The organism is Virgibacillus salinus (assembly GCF_900102415.1).
In the GTDB taxonomy this organism is placed as follows: Bacteria; Bacillota; Bacilli; order Bacillales; family Amphibacillaceae; genus Lentibacillus; species Lentibacillus subterraneus.
Genome location: NZ_FNKD01000003.1, coordinates 214,947 through 232,748, shown reverse-complemented (window position 1 = coordinate 232,748; position 17,802 = coordinate 214,947). Strand labels below are relative to the sequence as shown.

At 36.2% G+C, this 17,802-nt stretch carries 17 protein-coding genes and 1 pseudogene; 4 read left to right on the top strand and 14 right to left on the bottom strand.

What is annotated here, in order from left to right:
• Window positions 1–38 precede the first annotated feature (38 nt).
• The 8 genes from BLS02_RS13190 to BLS02_RS13155 form a co-directional block, all read right to left on the bottom strand.
• Entirely contained in the window at window positions 39–569 is a 531-nt protein-coding gene (locus BLS02_RS13190; RefSeq protein ID WP_175559495.1) for a 2'-5' RNA ligase family protein, read from the bottom strand.
• Between the two features lie 82 nt (window positions 570–651).
• Window positions 652–1,194: a DinB family protein gene (locus BLS02_RS13185; protein ID WP_092493494.1), complete on the bottom strand. Its 543-nt coding sequence runs from the start codon at window positions 1,192–1,194 to the stop codon at window positions 652–654.
• A gap of 714 nt (window positions 1,195–1,908) precedes the next feature.
• The gene (locus BLS02_RS19340; RefSeq protein ID WP_302846743.1) at window positions 1,909–2,034 is read right to left on the bottom strand and encodes a hypothetical protein; all 126 of its coding nucleotides are present in this window, start codon (window positions 2,032–2,034) and stop codon (window positions 1,909–1,911) included.
• Between the two features lie 42 nt (window positions 2,035–2,076).
• Window positions 2,077–2,541 (bottom strand): NUDIX hydrolase, encoded by a 465-nt coding sequence (locus BLS02_RS13175; protein WP_092493492.1) that lies wholly within the window; start codon window positions 2,539–2,541, stop codon window positions 2,077–2,079.
• Window positions 2,542–2,586: 45 nt separating this feature from the next.
• Complete coding sequence (locus BLS02_RS13170; protein ID WP_092493491.1) at window positions 2,587–3,342, bottom strand: aminoglycoside phosphotransferase family protein; 756 nt, start codon at window positions 3,340–3,342, stop codon at window positions 2,587–2,589.
• A 122-nt stretch (window positions 3,343–3,464) separates the two neighbouring features.
• On the bottom strand, window positions 3,465–4,418 hold the full coding sequence (locus BLS02_RS13165) for an alpha/beta hydrolase (RefSeq protein ID WP_092493490.1): 954 nt from the start codon (window positions 4,416–4,418) through the stop codon (window positions 3,465–3,467).
• A 351-nt stretch (window positions 4,419–4,769) separates the two neighbouring features.
• A complete protein-coding gene (locus BLS02_RS13160) occupies window positions 4,770–6,572 on the bottom strand; it encodes a hypothetical protein (protein WP_092493945.1) in 1,803 nt (600 codons plus the stop codon).
• A gap of 2 nt (window positions 6,573–6,574) precedes the next feature.
• Entirely contained in the window at window positions 6,575–8,521 is a 1,947-nt protein-coding gene (locus BLS02_RS13155) for an efflux RND transporter permease subunit (protein WP_092493944.1), read from the bottom strand.
• A gap of 305 nt (window positions 8,522–8,826) precedes the next feature.
• Between BLS02_RS13155 and BLS02_RS13150 the strand changes: the two genes are divergently transcribed.
• Window positions 8,827–9,393: a TetR/AcrR family transcriptional regulator gene (locus BLS02_RS13150; RefSeq protein WP_092493489.1), complete on the top strand. Its 567-nt coding sequence runs from the start codon at window positions 8,827–8,829 to the stop codon at window positions 9,391–9,393.
• 705 nt (window positions 9,394–10,098) lie between these two features.
• Here the strand turns inward: BLS02_RS13150 and BLS02_RS13140 are convergent.
• Window positions 10,099–11,514, bottom strand: a complete 1,416-nt coding sequence (locus BLS02_RS13140; protein ID WP_092493487.1) for an MDR family MFS transporter — start codon at window positions 11,512–11,514, stop codon at window positions 10,099–10,101.
• Window positions 11,515–11,734: 220 nt separating this feature from the next.
• Between BLS02_RS13140 and BLS02_RS13135 the strand changes: the two genes are divergently transcribed.
• A complete protein-coding gene (locus tag BLS02_RS13135; RefSeq protein ID WP_092493486.1) occupies window positions 11,735–12,715 on the top strand; it encodes a S8 family peptidase in 981 nt (326 codons plus the stop codon).
• A gap of 358 nt (window positions 12,716–13,073) precedes the next feature.
• Here the strand turns inward: BLS02_RS13135 and BLS02_RS13130 are convergent, their stop codons facing one another.
• Complete coding sequence (locus BLS02_RS13130; protein ID WP_092493485.1) at window positions 13,074–13,721, bottom strand: transcriptional regulator; 648 nt, start codon at window positions 13,719–13,721, stop codon at window positions 13,074–13,076.
• A gap of 364 nt (window positions 13,722–14,085) precedes the next feature.
• On the opposite strand from BLS02_RS13130, the gene BLS02_RS13125 reads away from it, so the two are divergent.
• Window positions 14,086–14,685 carry a class I SAM-dependent methyltransferase gene (locus tag BLS02_RS13125; protein ID WP_092493484.1) on the top strand — a complete coding sequence of 200 codons (600 nt, stop codon included), beginning with the start codon at window positions 14,086–14,088 and terminating at the stop codon, window positions 14,683–14,685.
• Window positions 14,686–14,694: 9 nt separating this feature from the next.
• Here the strand turns inward: BLS02_RS13125 and BLS02_RS13120 are convergent, their stop codons facing one another.
• The 4 genes and pseudogenes from BLS02_RS13120 to BLS02_RS13105 all read right to left on the bottom strand — a co-directional run bounded on the left by BLS02_RS13120 (window position 14,695) and on the right by BLS02_RS13105 (window position 17,061).
• Window positions 14,695–15,537 (bottom strand): DNA alkylation repair protein, encoded by an 843-nt coding sequence (locus tag BLS02_RS13120; protein ID WP_092493483.1) that lies wholly within the window; start codon window positions 15,535–15,537, stop codon window positions 14,695–14,697.
• Between the two features lie 32 nt (window positions 15,538–15,569).
• The gene (locus BLS02_RS13115; RefSeq protein WP_092493482.1) at window positions 15,570–16,142 is read right to left on the bottom strand and encodes an NUDIX hydrolase; all 573 of its coding nucleotides are present in this window, start codon (window positions 16,140–16,142) and stop codon (window positions 15,570–15,572) included.
• Window positions 16,143–16,156: 14 nt separating this feature from the next.
• Complete coding sequence (locus BLS02_RS13110; protein WP_092493481.1) at window positions 16,157–16,573, bottom strand: GNAT family N-acetyltransferase; 417 nt, start codon at window positions 16,571–16,573, stop codon at window positions 16,157–16,159.
• Between the two features lie 26 nt (window positions 16,574–16,599).
• Window positions 16,600–17,061 (bottom strand): annotated as a pseudogene (locus BLS02_RS13105) (GNAT family N-acetyltransferase).
• Window positions 17,062–17,323: 262 nt separating this feature from the next.
• Between BLS02_RS13105 and BLS02_RS13100 the strand changes: the two are divergent.
• The gene (locus tag BLS02_RS13100) at window positions 17,324–17,743 is read left to right on the top strand and encodes a general stress protein (RefSeq protein ID WP_092493480.1); all 420 of its coding nucleotides are present in this window, start codon (window positions 17,324–17,326) and stop codon (window positions 17,741–17,743) included.
• Window positions 17,744–17,802 lie beyond the last annotated feature (59 nt).

The following is a 17,802-nucleotide window of genomic DNA, read 5'->3' as shown; positions in this document are numbered from 1 at the left end:
TAGAATTTATTCCCCATTTCCGACCTTTGAAGCAGAAACTAATTTAAAGGTATATCTAAATACTTTATATATTTATTTGGTTCAATTTCTTGATAAACCCTTACGAATCTAACCTCAAAGGTTCGAAATGGACTAAGTTCAGTTACTGCCGTCCTTTTCATGTTTCTAAGTTCCTTTTGTGATAAACCATGATTCGTTTTACCTAAGGTCATATGCGGTACATAGTCCTTAAGTTCAAAGTACTTCTTTATTAAATCACTGGAGGGTGAAATTACTCGAACTATACTGTTATGTAATTTATATAACTCACCTGAGGTAGCACTTAAGTAAAGAATTTCATTACCAAAGAACTTTGGTTTATCAAGTGTTATTTCAAAAGGGTGAAAGTTATAACATACTTCTTTAACTTTCTGTAACCACTTTTCATCTGAGGTTAATCCACCTTGTGCCTTCAGAGTTATATGTGGTTCAACAACATCAGGTAGCCGATTATTTTTCCATTTATGCTGAAAATCTATTATTTTCATTTTGTATTCATCTGAAGGTACAATTCCAATAAAAAATTGCAATTAATAACTCCACCTGTCTATTTAATATTAATTATTAATAAAAGACTAATCTTTCTAAGAATTAGCCCTTTCCGCCTAAACTTTAACCTTCCTGCTTTCTCTTCATATGCTGACGAATTAGCCTGATTTGCCCGCGATGATTCAGTTCATCCTCAAATACATGAAACCAGCGGAAATAGTTATTAGCTACATTATTAGGGCCGAAGGGTGATACTTCATCTAACCAACTATCCTCTTTTTCCCTGAACCTTTCTAACGTGTGTTCCCGGACACGGTTTAACTGCTCTCTGTAGAATTCAATTTCTTTATTATGGATTATTTGATGTGCCTTTTCACCAAGATTCAAGCCTACCTCAAGCTTTTGTAATTCCTTATCAGTAGGATCCCTTTCCTCAAATGTGATAATTTGATAAACTTCTTCTACACATGCCATATGGTATAAAAGACAACCTATTGAATTTCCTTTCACATCTATACGATAATCAAGCTCTTTAGCTGTTAAATTATTTACTGCTTCTAGCGTAGTCATTCGTGTGTAATCCATCATGGATAATAATCTTCCTATTATTGAGTTATAGCCTGATTTTTTCTCAATGATAAATCTTTTGTCTTCTGTTGATTTCATTTTTAATCTCCTTTTACCCAGCTAATCCTATTAATTCAAATTAACTGGAAAATTATCAATTACTATTTCAATTAATTGCTTCAATAAAGGCGTCTTGTTTAACCAAGTACCTGTATTTATTACCTTTTCTATCACCTTAAGTGGTTTACTAATTAAATTATGAAAATTAAGTAGAAGTAAACCACTAACTCCACAATGCTGTCACTGATAATGGATAAGGTTTCTAACATACTCATTCTCCCAACATCTATCAATTCATTTTGACTTCTATTTAAGCTATATAGTTACTTCTAAAATAAGAGAATCATGTAACAGCTACTTAAAGTTCTTCTTGTACCTGCTAATTTAGTAAGATTTCTTAAATAAACTGGTCGGATTGGCTAATCGCACCAATAGATAACTAATCAAATAAGCAATGCTCGTGATCCCAAATAAGGCAAAAATTCCAGGTGAAAAGACTAAGTATAAACTTACTGGTAATGACCACAAAAATGCGATTAACAATAGGAGTTGTTTTGACATAAAAGAAGCAACTATCGCTAAACAAGCTGGAAGGAACAACATGAAGAATGTGTTTACTACAGGAGCTAATTCAGTTGGATTCGAATAAGGGTTGTAAAAGTTTAGGACAAACCATAGGACAATACTGGAGATACCGGCTGTTATTCCCAAAACTACCGAAACTTTTCTGATGTTCACCACTCCTCAATTATCTTATCTGTTCTTCTCTAAACGATTAACTTTCTTAAATAAAATAATAATCGAAATGATAACCGCAATTGGTAAACCCCACGCAATAATACTACCTAATACCATTGCAAAAATTGCTGACAAACTCATGGAACCACCCCCATTATTTCTATTAAATAGCCTGTATTAGCTTCACCCTTTAACCACAATATGTTTAGGGTTCATTGGGATATCTTTTATTTCTTCCTTTAAGAATTCGGGTTGTAATGAGAGTTCATCAAGATCACATATTGGAAACCATTTATATATTAAATGATCAACCTCCATTCCGTAGAATTCTTCAGTACTAAATTTATAATCGTCTTTAAATGACACCTGATAGTAAAATCCTATTTCATGAAAGTCATTTCCATTAAAGTTAAAAAAATTCTCAACTGACCAAAGCAACCTTTCTACTTTAACATCAATCCCCAGTTCCTCTTGGAATTCCCTATTCAGACCTTTCTGAGATTCTTCTGTGATTTCCACTCTCCCACCAGGAAGGGCCCAATGATTATCAATAACACTTTTATGTAAAAGAACATGACCATCCTGGATCCAGACACCAGCTACACGATAATTAAATACCCCAATGTCCGTTTCAAATACTGCATCCATATACAAATTACCCCCAACCATATTTTTATTTCATGTTCTGTTCCGTTATTGAAAAGGACAGTAATAACTGATTATATCCATAAGCTGTTCCGATTCTTCTGAAGACAAGTTTTCAGATAATCTTGCTCCGGCAATAATTGAAGCCCACTGGAAGATTTCTTCTTTTGACAAATCGCTTTTCTCACAATACAGTCGCAAATACATTTCCGCTAACTCCATTGAAAACTGTGAGTACAAAAGATACGTACGATATATGTCCGCACGAATGTCTCCTGCACTGGAATCAACCCAGTCTATAATTGCCACTTTATGATCTGACATAATCAAATTAAAAAGATGGAAGTCTCCATGACAAAGCCTCTTCTCATATGCTATTGAATCCAATTTATGTATTAATGTAGACTTATGTCTTTCGTCTAATTCTGGAGCCAAATCAATTTGACGCCTTAATTTTCCAGCCATCGGCTCAAGCGGACCATCAGCAGTAATCATATGAATTTTTTGTTGTATTTCAATGGATAGTTTCATGTAATACTCTGCTTCCTGCCTATTCTTAAATAGGATATCACCTATTGTACTCCCTTTAATATATTCCATAATGATGGCTTGCTTCCCATCAATTTGTGTGACATCGAATATTTCAGGCACAAACAGTCCGCACGAATAAGCAAATTTCTGCTTATTTGCTTCATAAAGAGATTCAGATTTCGGTAAATAGTCGTTAAATATTTTGATAATCTTATTTTCCCAAAGGTATATAATTGCTGTATTCCCTTTTGCTATTGGTTTACCTAAATCCAATTGTAATCTCTCCCTGATCTGCTTCTGACTAAATAACAACTAATTTTCACATATATCAATATTAGCATAATATTCCAATTATTGATGGAGAAAATCGGTTAGGCACACAACCCAATATAGTTTTATTGCTTTTCTGAAATAAATTCTACTCCTTCAATAAGTTGATTAGTTAAGTCATCAGGCAAACTATGTCCCATACCTTTTTTAACAATTAACTTACAAGGAACCCCATTTTCTCTTAAGATATCCACTGTTTTTAGAGTCTTATCATAAAACGGATCTTTATCTCCTGTGATAACACAACCTCTTACATTTATTTCACTATTTAATTGCAGGATTTCTTCTATTTCTTCTGTATTTTCAAATGAAGGAACTATTGCTATAAATCCATCAAATTTTGCTAAATTATTCTTAAAACTTAGCTCAATTGCTGTCTTACCTCCCTGCGATGCTCCTGCTATTATATTCTCTTTTGCTGCAAGGTCGTATTTTCTCTTAAATTGATTGAATGTATCAGTAACATCTTTTTCTGCAACATCTTGATTATCCCAGGAATAACACTCATGACTAAACAACTGAGAAGATTGGGGAAATCCCAATAAATATTTTGATAAAATGGCTGATTCACTCCACTGTTCAGTGAAATCTTTAGCGTTTGAACCTTTCCAGTGTAATGCAAAAATAGAAGTGATAGCTTTAGGATTACCCACCACTTGCAATGAAGCTTTAGCATTCTTCTTTTCTGCTTCATATTTCTCGTTGCACAGTTCTAAAATTTTTTGAAATTCTACCTTTTCTTTGAGTGGTTGTAACTCAGTGTCATTCGTTAGCAGTTCTGGATTCCACCAATATCCTCGATCTAATACTTCGGATAGTTCTGATATTGCTTTATCGTTGTTTCCTTGCAACATACAAATACCAGCTTTCCAATGCCCTAGTCGATCTAGTTTTTCTGGAAATTGCTCCTTAGCTTCTTCTAAAAGCAAAGCCGCTTCTGTAAAATTCTCCTCTTGCACCAGGTTAACTGCTTTTTGTTGAATTTTTGTAAACCCATTATTTGGTTTTGTGGCTCCCATAAAAAATCCCTCCCGTATTTATTTTAACACAAATATTCAGAATACCTTGTATAATCAAGCGAAAACTAAAACAACTCACAAGCTTATTAGTAAATTTATGTATACAAATTTGTATATGAATTTTGTAGGACACAATGTAGACTTACACTAGCTATCGTTATCTAATAAACTGGTGCACAAATTACACTACAATATCAAAGGGTTTTTAAATCCTATTATACCAATAAAAGTGACCATCAAATTAGCATACAAAATTGATGGTCACTTCACATTACATTTTTAATATTTGCGATAGGTAACGGAACCCGTAAATCTTCTTCACACTTTCACCTGGTACTTTCCCAGATGCTCTTATCTAAACAAATCGAATAACCGGTCCCAGAATCCTTTTTTCTCTTTTTCCTGTTCTTTACTTTCTTGCTTGTCATCATCTTTTTTTATACTTTCTGTTTTAATGACAAATTGTACGGAATTAACCTTTTTATTTTTCGATGAAACAAATGAAACGGGATTGAAATCGGATTTATCGTATTCATTAATCATTTGGTCGATTTCAGTTTGCATTTGATCAGGTAAATCATTTGTTGACTCAGCTAACTCAGTTGTACCTTCATGAAGATCATTCACGCCATTTTCCAATTCACTAGTTCCATCTGTTAGGTCGGTGATGCCTCCATGCAGATTACCGTATGATCTTGATACTTCTGAAACGCCACCAGTATAATCAACCAAACCAGAATGGAACGATTGATAATTGGAAGATAGCGTGCTTAAGCCTTGCTGTAATTTTTTCATCGATTCATCGACATTCATATTATCTAAGCTCTTGCCCAGATTATCAGCCATCGTTTCAACATTCGTTTTCATTTTTTGCAGTGATCCTATAACTCCATCTAATGTTGGGTTCACAGCTTGAAAGGCTTTTTTGACACTGGAGTAAGTGCCTTTCGCTGCACCTGCTGCTTTATGAGTTTTAATCAGTTTTTCAATAACCTCAGGATCTGCATTGCTAGCTTTTAATTTCTTTATTTCATCGTCAGAAATATCGCCCACAGGAATCGCTGCCATCGATTTATCCAGTGCATCATAAGCTTTCGTATATTGTTTCTTTAAATCAGACAAACCTTTCTTCGTTTCCCCTAAGCCATTTGCAATTTCAGTAAGCCCTTTTTGTAATTTCTTTAATTCACCCACATTCGTCTCATTAGAACCACTTCCTACTGACTGACTCATTTCTTCCAGGGCTTTATCAATTTCCTTAGATCCTTTAATTAGTTCAGAGGACCGATTAGCGAGTTTATTAATTCCATTTTTATACGATGCAGAACCTTCCTGTATGCTTGCGGCGCCATTATTTAATTCGGCTATCCCTTCATTCAGTTCACCAACGCCATCATTTATTTCTTCTGTTGCATCTGACAGGGACTTCATATCTTCGGTCATGTCTTCAGAGTCTGGTGAGTCAATCGACATAGAAGATGTTACTGCCGATATTTCAATACTTTCCATTTCTAAATCTTTTACATCAGCCTTTACCACAAAGCTTTCTTCTTTTTCCGGCATAACAGTAAAGGTAACCTGTTTGTTTTTCCCTGCATTGGCAATCGTTCCATTTTCAGTTTCGATATTTTGATAGATTTCCGAGTTTAAAGGGAGTGATATCTGTAACATGTAATTTTCGAAAAAGTTGGAATTGGCCTTTTGGTTTGCCTTTGTATCGATATGAACTTCAAACCGGCCATCTTTGCCTAACAGTTCATCAGGTGATACTGTTTTGCCGTTTAATTTGTAGGAAACATTGATGTCCCATGGTAATGGTTTGTTCTCTATATTTCCCTGATAATAAAACTCATCTTCTGTTGCTGTAAACGTAACTTGATTATCTTTTAGTTTCATATCTGTTAAATTAGTTAAATTTCCAACACTGGTATATGGTCCAAAGTCTACCATTTTCCCAGGCTTATCAACCGTAAAACTGTTGACGACATACATCTCTTCCTGATCACCATTGGCATTTAGTGTGGCATATACGACTTCACTCTTCTCAGAATACGTTCCATCTGATGAAGATTCATTAGTCGCCGCTGATACTAAATGTGTTGGTATTATAAGAAGACATGCCATGAATACCGCGGTTATCCGTTTAAATCTCATTATCATTTCCCTTTCCCTTTATAGAAGTTTGCTCTTAGTGTTGTTTTTTCAATTATTCGATCGAATATAACCAGCATAGCCGGCAAGACAAATACGACCATAACAAATGCTAGTAACGCACCTCTGCCTAGTAATAAACCGATCGAAGACACAATTGGATTTGAAGATGTTAATGATAAAATAAATCCAACACTCGATAAGATCGAAGCGGAAATAAATATCGCAAAAATCTTATCATCAATCGTTTTCTTAATTGCCTCCATTGCTGGCATTTCTTTACGAAGGTTTTGGTATGTCTCCGTAAATAAGATGCCGTAATCAACTGTTGCGGCAAGTTGTACCGTACTGATAATTAAATAACCAACATATACCAACGACGAATCCATAAAGTATGGTACCGATAAGTTGAACCAAACTGCAGATTGAATCGTCAATAATAAGACAGCAGGTATGGAGATTGATCGGAATGTAATTAAAAGCACGATCGCAATTGCAATTACCGTTAGCAAATTCACGACTGTGTTATCTTCTTCAACGATTCTTTTCATATCATACAACGTTACACTCTCACCAAGTAGATGGGTGTCATCATAATAGGTTTCAGCAGTATCTCGAACATCCTCAATTAATGAAAAAGCCGCTTCCCCTTCCGAACCTGTTTCAGTGTTCAGTGTGATCCGCGTGTAGTTTTCTGAATAAAATTGTTCCGTCGTCGATTCCTCTAAATAATCAGGGGGAATGGCCGAACTGACGATATTCACATAGGAAATTACACTCGATACATTAGGCAGATTCTCTAACTGTTGAACGAGCTCTTCTTCCTTAGCCATATCACCATTAGGAACAAGTAAAGCCATTGGCGTATTTTCCCCATATTCTTCCTGTATAGCTGCTGCATCTGCACCAGCACGTGTTGTCTCCGGCTGTTCCCCAGTACCATATATGAAGGATGTTTCACTTTGTGCTAAAAATGCCGGCACGATTAATAGGAAGACTAGTAGTAAACTTGGAATCCTAAATTTCATAACGTGCTTCCCGATATTCTTAATACTCGGGACAAGTGGTCTGTGTTGTGTACAATCAATCCACTTGTAAAACATCAGTGTTAAAGCAGGTAAAAAGACGATGACACTAATAAAGCTCAGAACAATTCCTTTCACAAGGTTAAGACCTAAGTCAGCCCCAATGCCAAAGTCCATAAACGTGAGTGCCATAAAACCGAAAAACGTTGTTGATGCACTCGCCGCGATAGCTGGGAATGATCGTTTAATAGCCAGTTGCATTGCTTCTTTAGGATCTGAAACTTGCTTTCGATAATCGGAGAAACTATGAAGTAAAAAGATGGCATAATCCAGCGATACTGCCAGCTGTAGTATCGGTGCCACCGATTGAGTAACATACGATATTTCGCCGATAAAAATATTTGTACCTAAATTAATGATTACAGAAACCCCTATAGCCGTTAAAAAGAATAACGGTTCCATCCAGGAGCTAGTGGATAGAATTAAAATGATGATAATGATTGGAACCAATAATAAGGCTGCATTTAAAGACTCTTTACCAGCCATTTTTTGTGATGTCGCGGTGTCTACTGCCTCACCTGAAATGGCATTTTCCTCACCAATCAAATCATAAATTTTATCCGTAACTTCGACTTCATCACCTTCACGAATATTTATTGAAAATAAGGCTGATTCATCCTGATAATAAGATTCTACAGTATCTTGATTAGCCATTTCGACTGGCGTTTTTATATCCATAACATCATCTAACCAAGTCACTGAAGTTACACCACCGATTGCTGCTAATTTATCTTTGTATGCTGAGGCTTCGGTAATAGAGACATCCCGAACCATCACCCTCGCATTCGCAATCGGCTCATCGAATTCTTTTTCCATTAAATCCATGGCCACTATTGATGGTGCATCATCTGGCAGATAATCAACCATATTGTAATTGACTGAAACAGCAAATTGCGCAATTGTACTAATTAGCGCAATGATGATAAATGTTATCACAATGGGTTTTTTATGTTTGATAATTCTTGCTGATTGGTCAATAAGACTTCACCCTTTCTTGCAATAGTACCTTAATACACTTTATTATTGTAATAGACACTGTGTTGGATAATCAACAAACAGTTTTATAAATATCGTCAGCTATTCAACATATTATTAAATTGTGTTGGATTTCATTAGAAAAACTTAGTGATCGTATGAAAGTAGTAGTTATACTTTTAAGGAGGATTTTTAAATTGAGTCAGAAATTAGACCGACGTAAAAAATACACCCGCAAAATATTAAAGGAAAGTCTTATTATATTACTGGCCGAAAAACCCATATCTGCCATAACCGTAAAGGAAATCTGTGAAATAGCAGATATTAATCGTTCAACTTTTTACACACATTATGCAGATCATTACGATTTACTGGATAAAATAGAAGCGGAAATTTCGGAGGATATGATTAAGTATCTAAGCAGTTATAGCTTTACAATCGAAGAAGAGTCACAAAAGATGACTCAAAAATTATTAGAATACATTACAAATAATAAATTTATGTTCCAAACATTATTAATGAAAAATGGTGACCCCACTTTTGAGCAGCGACTGATGAACATCGCTCAACGTTTTACGATGAAGAATTGGATGGCTGTCAATCATATAGATGAGGTAGAATCAAGGTACTTGAGTACATTCGTTGTAAGTGGATCTATAAATGTCATTAAGGATTGGATTGAAAATGAAATGGACCAATCCCCGAAAGAAATGGCTGTTATAATTAATAATTTTGCAAACTATGGGATGTCTTATTTAGATTAAATTAACTAATTCTGCTACTATATTTGTGCTGAATGTATTGGAGCACATAAGAACATTAACTATTATATTTATTTCTGTACCCTAATATAACGTCTGTCAGTATATATAAAATATAGGAAATTATAAACAAACAGAAAGGGATCAAGAAAAGATAAAAGTCAAAAGTGTTATGCTCTGAAACCATAACGTTATCCACATCAGGTATTTGGAAAAGTAATGACCTCAAGAGGTACATACTTATCAGAAAGAAAATAGTTCCTATTGCTAGAAAACCATTTCTTTTCGCCTTCCTAAGTCCTGTTAAAGAAATAATTAACAAAGCCAATCCCAGTGGAAAAACAGTATAAGAAAAAATTATTGGAATCTCAGCCTCAAATGGCAATAATATCACCCTTTCTGCTCTTCAATAAATGGAGTTCTATGGTTCTTTTCTTATTAGACATATATGAAATTGAGGAAAACTGATAAATCATTCGCCCCTTTATCGGAACCAGGATCCACACCGCTGACCTGCATTTCGAGCTGCAACTCACTAAGTATCCTATGAGTACATCCACTCACAATCTCTGGATATATTTTAACACAAATATTCTGAATTCCATGCACACTAGTAAGAGATTTATAAAACAAATTAAAAAAGACCATCAAATCAGCGTACATTTGATGGTCAATTTGCTTACATTATTAATTTGTGATAAATGTGCGTTAGCCAGCATCTCCAACGTCACGCTGTGGATTTTTAACAAAGAATGATAAAGCTAAGCCAACTAAAGAGATAAATCCAGCGACAATAAAGGACACATTAACACCATGAACAAGTCCAGGTATTCCTTCATCCGGAATAGCATTATTGGTCATAACCGACACAAGCAGGGCTGTTCCAACCGCACCTGCTATTTGTCGCATTGTATTATTCATTGCCGTTCCATGTGGTATTACGTCCGTTGGAATCTGATTTAAGCCAGCTGTTGTTACTGGCATCATAACCATTGCCACCCCAAGCATTCGGACAGCATTTACCACTGCCAAATACGTAAATGTTGTCTCGGTGGTTAGATTGGTAAACATAAACGTCGTAACTGTTAAGATGAATAATCCAATTATAGCCAACCATCTCGCGCCAAATTTATCAAATAAACGACCGGTAATTGGGTTCATTGCCCCCATCAACAGAGCCCCTGGCAGGAGCATTAACCCTGATTCAAAAGCTGTAAAGCCTAGCATATTCTGCATCAGTAATGGCAACACAACGGCTGCACCAATCATCGCCATGAATACGATCATGCCAAGTATAGTAGTTAATGTGAATATTTTGTATTTAAATATCCTGAATTCAAGTATTGGCTGTTCTAGTTTGAACTGTCTTTGAATAAACAGCGTAAGGGCAATAGCACCAACAACCATCGAGATAATTACCTCGTTACTTGTCCAGCCTCCACTCCCAGCCGTACTAAATCCAAATAGCAATCCGCCAAATCCTAATGTTGAAAGGATAATTGATAACGTATCAACCTTTGGAAACGTCTGCTTCGTCACATTTTTAAGAATGAAATAAGCAACAATAATATCGATAATAATGATTGGTAAGATTACATAAAACAAGCTTCTCCATGGGAAATGCTCTACTAAATAACCAGATAGTGTCGGACCTATTGCTGGTGCAAAAGATATTACTAAACCGAACATACCCATCGCTGTTCCTCGTTTTTCAACAGGAAAAATAAGAAATAGGATCGTCTGCATGAGTGGCATTATTATACCAGCACCACCTGCCTGGGCAATTCGCCCAACCATTAATACTGCAAAGTTCGGTGCTATAGCACAAATTACTGTACCTACACCAAATATTCCCATCGCTGTTAAAAACAGTCCTCTTGTAGTATAGCGCTGAATTAGAAAAGCTGTTATTGGTATCATGATTCCGTTAACTAACATAAAAATAGACTGCAGCCACTGTGCAGTATTCTCATCTAAAGACAAGTCCCTCATTATATGCGGTAACGCTGTAGCTAATAGCGTTTGGTTCAGAATGGCAGCAAAAGCCCCTGATATTAATACTAGCATGAGTGGTACTTTATTTATTTTTTCCCCTGATTGTGATGGTCCCTGACTTTCTGCCATAATCTTTCTTCCTTCTTTCTTTTATATTAAGATCGTTATTTACCATCAAAATTTAACACAACAACATTACACTCTAACACAACTAAGGATAGACAAAAAGGAATATACAATACTTATCCTGGTTTCATACTTATAGCATAAATCAATATAGGTCTATTTAATCGTTTTAGATTATTTACAAGAGGTATATATATTAGATAAGACAAGGAGGGGATAGACGATGGGAAAAATTCACTTGATTCCTTATCAGATCGAAGAAATTCAGGATACAGCGACTGATATCCCAGAAGGAGTTTCTATGATTCAAGCGCCTTATGCCTGGGAGGAAGCAGAGAAAGGCCACGGAAATGTCGTCGCAATAATTGATACCGGATGCCAAGTAGATCACCCAGACTTGAAAGAACGAATAATTGATGGAAGGAACTTCACTTCTGATTACAGCGGGGATAAAGATAATTACGGTGATAACAACGGTCATGGTACACATGTAGCAGGAACAATTGCCGCTTCATCTAATCAGGAAGAAGGAATTTCTGGTGTCGCTCCAAATGCCAAGCTTTTGATTTTAAAAGTTTTAAGCGAAGATGGTAGCGGGGATTATCAATGGATTATCGATGGGATAAATTATGCCGTGAATTGGGAAGGACCTAACGGCGAAAAGGTAAGGGTGATATCCATGTCGCTCGGCGGTCCGGAGGATGTACCGGAACTTTATAAATCTGTTAAAAAAGCAGTTGATTCCGGCATCCCAGTAGTATGTGCCGCCGGGAATGAAGGTGATGGCCGACCTGTGACTGATGAATTTGCATACCCTGGTGCCTACAATGAAGTAACTCAAGTTGGAGCTATTAACTTTGACAAAAAAATTGCACCATTCAGCAATACCAATGATGAAATCGACCTTGTCGCTCCAGGGGTGAAAATATTATCTACTTATACTGATAGTAAGTACGCCCGGTTATCAGGCACATCCATGGCTACACCACATATATCTGGCGCACTGGCCTTAGTTATCAACATTGCAGAAAAGCAATTTGATCGACGTTTATCCGAAACAGAACTTTATGCCCAGCTTGTTAGACGTACAGTACCTCTAGGCTATCCAAAATCAGCAGAAGGAAACGGACTTATAGCACTAGCAATCCTGCAGCAGTTCGAACAGCTTTTCCAAACCTTCAACAGACATTATGCTAGCAACTAGGTAAATCGGATTCATCGGTGCATTCGCACGGCGTGGGAGAGCATCGTGCTGGCAGTTCGAGGGTCAGTAGTTCGAGACTGCTATGCTCTATAGTTGTTGACAACGACACTGTCTTCTGAATATTGGGATAGTGTCGTTATTTGATGTATTAGATGTTTGCGGACACTGTGGCCCTTATCTGTGACAATTTGGGTGTAAATTAGGGGTTTGCGGACACCAGAGACCTTATTAGGGTACAAAATCACTATTATGGGTTGATTTTTAGTAAATAGCGTCCCCTGTGTCCGGTAAAAACACGAAAGAACTATTTTTTATAGAAATAAGGTATTCTGTGTCCGCTTAAAATTAATACAAAACATTACCTAAGCTTATATGTTCGAACACGCTTACTACCGCTTGCCACACTTAAAAATTGTGAGTCAACTAAACTATGTAATATGCGTCTTGTATGGCGGTCACTTATCTTTAAATGTTCAACAATCTCATGAGGGGTAAACGGTCTTAACAACCGACGTGCATAACGCACCACTTCTGCCTCGAGCCAAGATAATTCAGTTGATACTTCAGTGGAGGTGAATTTGCCAATAAAAGCAAGAACAAGCTGTTGGCAGCGTTGAGGTTCGTCCTGAATCGATAAATATGCGATTGGTAAGAGGGTCCATCCATCGAGTGCTAATAATGAGTGTCGCCAGCATAAATCCTTAAATCGCCTAACATCGAGGTCTCTCGCATGAGGGCCGTACCCTTGTATTTCAATACATCCCTTCGCATCATGTCCTGGTCTGTAAGCGAGGTCAAGGTAACGGTAACCATTGTTGAAATCCCGCACTTCCCATTCAGGGTATAAATGATTAAAATTTCCCACAGTTGGAAACCAAATTGAACGAAGAAATCGAACCGTACCGTGACCTAACCCCTTTTTCAGAAGTTCACGTCTCCTATGGTTCTTCTCTTCGGTAATTTGTACTTGAATCCATTCTTCATATTTTTGTTCGAATCCTGGCATCGTTCACTTTCCTTTCTGATATTATATTTTTTTTGATTAGATAAAAGGTGGTAGAAGTTTTTTCAGTGACAGGGGGGCTATTTACTCCATTGTAACTAGCTTTCGAGGTGAATAATAGGTTCTCTTACAGCAGGCTTTACGTGGAAAATCGTGGTAATGTGTCAGTTTAATAGGCTACTTAATTATACTGTATTATTAGATTATAGGAAACTATTCTTTTGTTCGAACCCGCATTAGAAAAGTTCGATTATGAGCCACACTCTCTCAAAATACCGACGTGCTCCCCACCAGACTTATCCTTATGAATTCAACGATTTAAATGGTACATTACTTATAAACCGAAACAATAAGGAGTTTTCACAAAATGTCAAAGGACAAATGGGAAAGCAGGTTTTCAGAAGAGGGTTATGTTTACGGGACAGCTGTAAATGAATTCATTGGAAAAATGAGCGAGCAGATTCCGCCCCACTCAAATGTTGGTTGCTTTGCAGAAGGTGAGGGTCGTAATGCTGTTTATTTGGCAAGCCTAGGGCATCATGTAACAATGTACGATCAGTCAACAGCCGGCATTAAGAAGGCCAAGAAACTGGCAGAACAGCATCATGTATCCATCGAAACTGCTACTAAGGATTTAACAAAAGAGAGTGTGGGTCCCAACCAATACGATTCTGCTATTATGGTATTTGGACATGTCCCAAAGCAAGGTCAGCAATTTTTAATCGAAAATATAATTCAATCCGTTAAAACTGGCGGACAAATTATGTTTGAAGTGTACTCAGAAAATCAAATTAACTATAAATCCGGTGGTCCTCCTACTGTAGATAATCTGTATAATCCGTCAGATATTCTCAGCTGGATCAAACCGTATAAGTGCATTCATTTTTATTATGGAGAAGCAACACGGAACGAAGGAAGCCGTCATACAGGATTGGGTCATGTCATTCAGGTGGTTATCCAAAAGTAAATCAGATAGTTATTGTTTTACTTTTATAGTTAATCCATTAACTAATTCAGGGTTTTTCTTTATAGCCTTATTTAATGTTGAATCAATGGCCTTCTTTACTTTATACCGCTCATCGTGTAAAAGTATTTTTATTATACTTTCTGCTTCACATATATATTTCATACCCTCAGCGGATGAAAAAATCTTTGCTATATTCCACCGTGCATTTTCATCACTTATCTCTATCCATTTATCTAACCTTGCCAAAACTTTTGATGGATAATACCTTAGCAAACCATCCCCAATTGCAAATTGTCCTAAATTTTTCTTTACATACGGATTACTATCAGTTAACAATAACTCCACGATATCAAGCAGTGGCTCTCCATATTCCTCTTTACGTTTTTTACCTGCATACATCGCAGCTATAGAGGCAGCACGTCGGACATTCTCTGAGTTGTCACGAGTCCAACTTTTTATATCTTCATAGAATAATTCAAAATGATTCGTAAGTATTTCTCCGCAAGCACCAGCAACCCACTCTCTGACTTCCCAATTTTCATCATTAGCAAGTGATCTTAAAACATTTGAAACTTGACGAGGATATTCATCATAAACAGACATAAGTAAATGGGCGGCGATTTCCTTTGCAGTAGCGTCTTCAAACTCTGCAAGTTTAATAGCCATGTCCTTTAATCGTGATTTATCTTGAACAGTAGAAATAACGTATTCTATTGCTTTATTTTTTACAGGTGATTTTGGTGTATTACGTGCCCCAGTTCCGAGCTCTTTTAGAGTTTCAATGGCCCCTCTGAAATTCTCATCTCCAAGCTGATAAACAAATGATTCTAAAGTTTTCCTTGTTTCGACCATGTCTAATATCCCTCCAAATTCATTAGAACAAGTTATTTTGATAGATCAGTTGCAATTTTATCTCCTGTTAAAAACAATTTTGCCATAAAATAAGCATTTGCTGTGAACAGCTGTGTTTTTATCAGATTTGTTTTAATTAAATGTCCCATTTCCTCAAAATCAATCAATCTAATAATTATCTCTTCGGTATCATCTAAATCTTGATTGAATTCTCTAACGGCATCCATTATCAGATAGGTTTTCACCTTATTGTTTTGCGTAGCAGGATTAACCATAAACTCTCCTAATTTAATAGGTTTCCTCTTTGAAGTGAACCCCGTTTCTTCTATAATCTCCCTAAGTATTCCTTCCTCGTATGACTCATTTTCTTCTATTTTACCGGCAGGAACCTCCAAATAGAAATCCTCTCCAGCATGTCTGTATTGTTCAACAAGTACAATTTGATTTTCTTTCGTAATAACAATCGCATTAACCCAATCAACGTATTCATTAACATAATAGTCATCTATCACAATTCCATTTGGCAGCTCACATTTATCTTTTCTCAAATTTCCAAATGGTGTCTCAAACAAATAAACTGAATCTATGGTTTTCCACTTTTTCATATGTAATCCTCCGTTCATTCTTCAAACGTTTTCCTAAAACCATAGAAAGCCCGATAACCTTGCTCTTCATAATAAGTACGAGATGTACTTGTTGCAAGCATCTCTATTCTTGTTTTGGGATATAGGCTATGCACATATTTAAGTAGTCCCTGTCCAACTCCTAACCCGCGATAGTCGGTACTAACCACTAGTTCACCAATAAATAGAGTAATAAACTTATCTGTGATTCCTCGAATATACCCGACAAATCCCCCTTCATCCATTACAACAAATGCAATATTAGAATGGTCCCATGCTTGCTTTGTATCATCTTTTTTCTCTACTAGATTTGTCCAGCCTTCTTTTATATTTAACCTTTGAATATTTACAAAATCACTTTCAGAGTATTCTCGAACATTAACTGACTTTCCGTTCCTTAATAGTAGTTCCATATATATCCCCTTTTCCACGCAAAATATCAGCAGTAATAAACCATTTTCAAGAATTCAAAACTGCTCCCATTTGTATCCTGCATAAATGTTTCGACATCTTCAAACCCAATTTTCCGGTAGACTTTAATTGCTCTTTAATTAAATGTTGCTACAGATAATGTTATTTCATCAGGTGAATAGTTTGATTTAGCAAATTCCATTCCAGCCTTGATAAATTCCGACCCATTTCCGCTACCAGTTAAGTCTGGCCTCATCCCCAGCCCAATATCTATGGTGTTGTTTCCAGTTCTATTAAAACTAAAAAAGCCAACAAGATCACTGTCTTTTGTGACAACATAAGTAGAATTTCGTTTGTTGGAGTCTAAAAACTCAACGAGATCTTCCTCATCATCTTCCATATCATAAAAAGAATATATCCCATCATAGTGCCAGTTATATGCAATATCTTCTGCCTGCTCCTGCGTCATAAATTCAAACGTATAATCCATAATTATCTCCCCTCAAATAGTGACACTCCAATTCATTTATACTTAAATTTATCTTCGTCGCTATGTTTCTTTTTCACTATATAACTAAATATTTTGCCAATTAATTCTAAAGCAGTACGCAATTAAATCCTCCTTGATGCAGCTATTCTAAACGTTAACATCTTACTATTCTATCACTTTTATAAAATTCATCCAGTTTCGAAGTTTTATCTCATGGGTATAGACTAAAAAGGATTATATTTTCTAATAGGAGGCTTTGGTAATGGCTAACGAAATTTTTGGACCATTTCACTCGAAAGAGGATGCTATCAAGAAGGTGTCGGTATTGGAACTGAAAGGTCTTAAGGCAGAAAATATTACCATCTTTACTAATAAGGAAAATACGGCTGAGTTGGAAGATCGTACGGATGTCGACGTGGAAAACAATGCAATAGAAGATGATGGGAAGGATTCTTTCATAGATAAAATTAAAAAAGTAATGCTTAATTCTCAATATTCAGGCCTTAATATTCATGAAAAATTAGTTCAACTCGGTGTATCTGACAAACAAGCATCAATGTATGTGGATGCTATTGAATCCGGTGAGATCTTGGTGATAGCTGATGATGAATTAAAAATGGGCAATGACCCAACCAGTGACACAGTCACATTAGAGGAAGAGGTCATTCATCGTAATAGTTAACAATGTTTAAGCGAACAGCATCAGGTGCTGTTCGCTTAAACTTTTTTTATTGCTAAACC

Bases quoted from the DNA above. Each gene is read 5' to 3' on its own strand.
- BLS02_RS13130 (WP_092493485.1), bottom strand. From the start codon at position 13,721: ATGCCAGGATTCGAACAAAAATATGAAGAATGGATTCAAGTACAAATT.
- BLS02_RS13160 (WP_092493945.1), bottom strand. From the start codon at position 6,572: ATGAGATTTAAACGGATAACCGCGGTATTCATGGCATGTCTTCTTATA.
- BLS02_RS19340 (WP_302846743.1), bottom strand. From the start codon at position 2,034: ATGAGTTTGTCAGCAATTTTTGCAATGGTATTAGGTAGTATTATTGCG.
- BLS02_RS13125 (WP_092493484.1), top strand. From the start codon at position 14,086: ATGTCAAAGGACAAATGGGAAAGCAGGTTTTCAGAAGAGGGTTATGTT.
- BLS02_RS13155 (WP_092493944.1), bottom strand. From the start codon at position 8,521: ATGGTTGATTATCTGCCAGATGATGCACCATCAATAGTGGCCATGGAT.
- BLS02_RS13115 (WP_092493482.1), bottom strand. From the start codon at position 16,142: ATGAAAAAGTGGAAAACCATAGATTCAGTTTATTTGTTTGAGACACCA.
- BLS02_RS13165 (WP_092493490.1), bottom strand. From the start codon at position 4,418: ATGGGAGCCACAAAACCAAATAATGGGTTTACAAAAATTCAACAAAAA.
- BLS02_RS13140 (WP_092493487.1), bottom strand. From the start codon at position 11,514: ATGGCAGAAAGTCAGGGACCATCACAATCAGGGGAAAAAATAAATAAA.
- BLS02_RS13120 (WP_092493483.1), bottom strand. From the start codon at position 15,537: ATGGTCGAAACAAGGAAAACTTTAGAATCATTTGTTTATCAGCTTGGA.
- BLS02_RS13135 (WP_092493486.1), top strand. From the start codon at position 11,735: ATGGGAAAAATTCACTTGATTCCTTATCAGATCGAAGAAATTCAGGAT.
- BLS02_RS13100 (WP_092493480.1), top strand. From the start codon at position 17,324: ATGGCTAACGAAATTTTTGGACCATTTCACTCGAAAGAGGATGCTATC.
- BLS02_RS13175 (WP_092493492.1), bottom strand. From the start codon at position 2,541: ATGGATGCAGTATTTGAAACGGACATTGGGGTATTTAATTATCGTGTA.
- BLS02_RS13110 (WP_092493481.1), bottom strand. From the start codon at position 16,573: ATGGAACTACTATTAAGGAACGGAAAGTCAGTTAATGTTCGAGAATAC.
- BLS02_RS13185 (WP_092493494.1), bottom strand. From the start codon at position 1,194: ATGAAATCAACAGAAGACAAAAGATTTATCATTGAGAAAAAATCAGGC.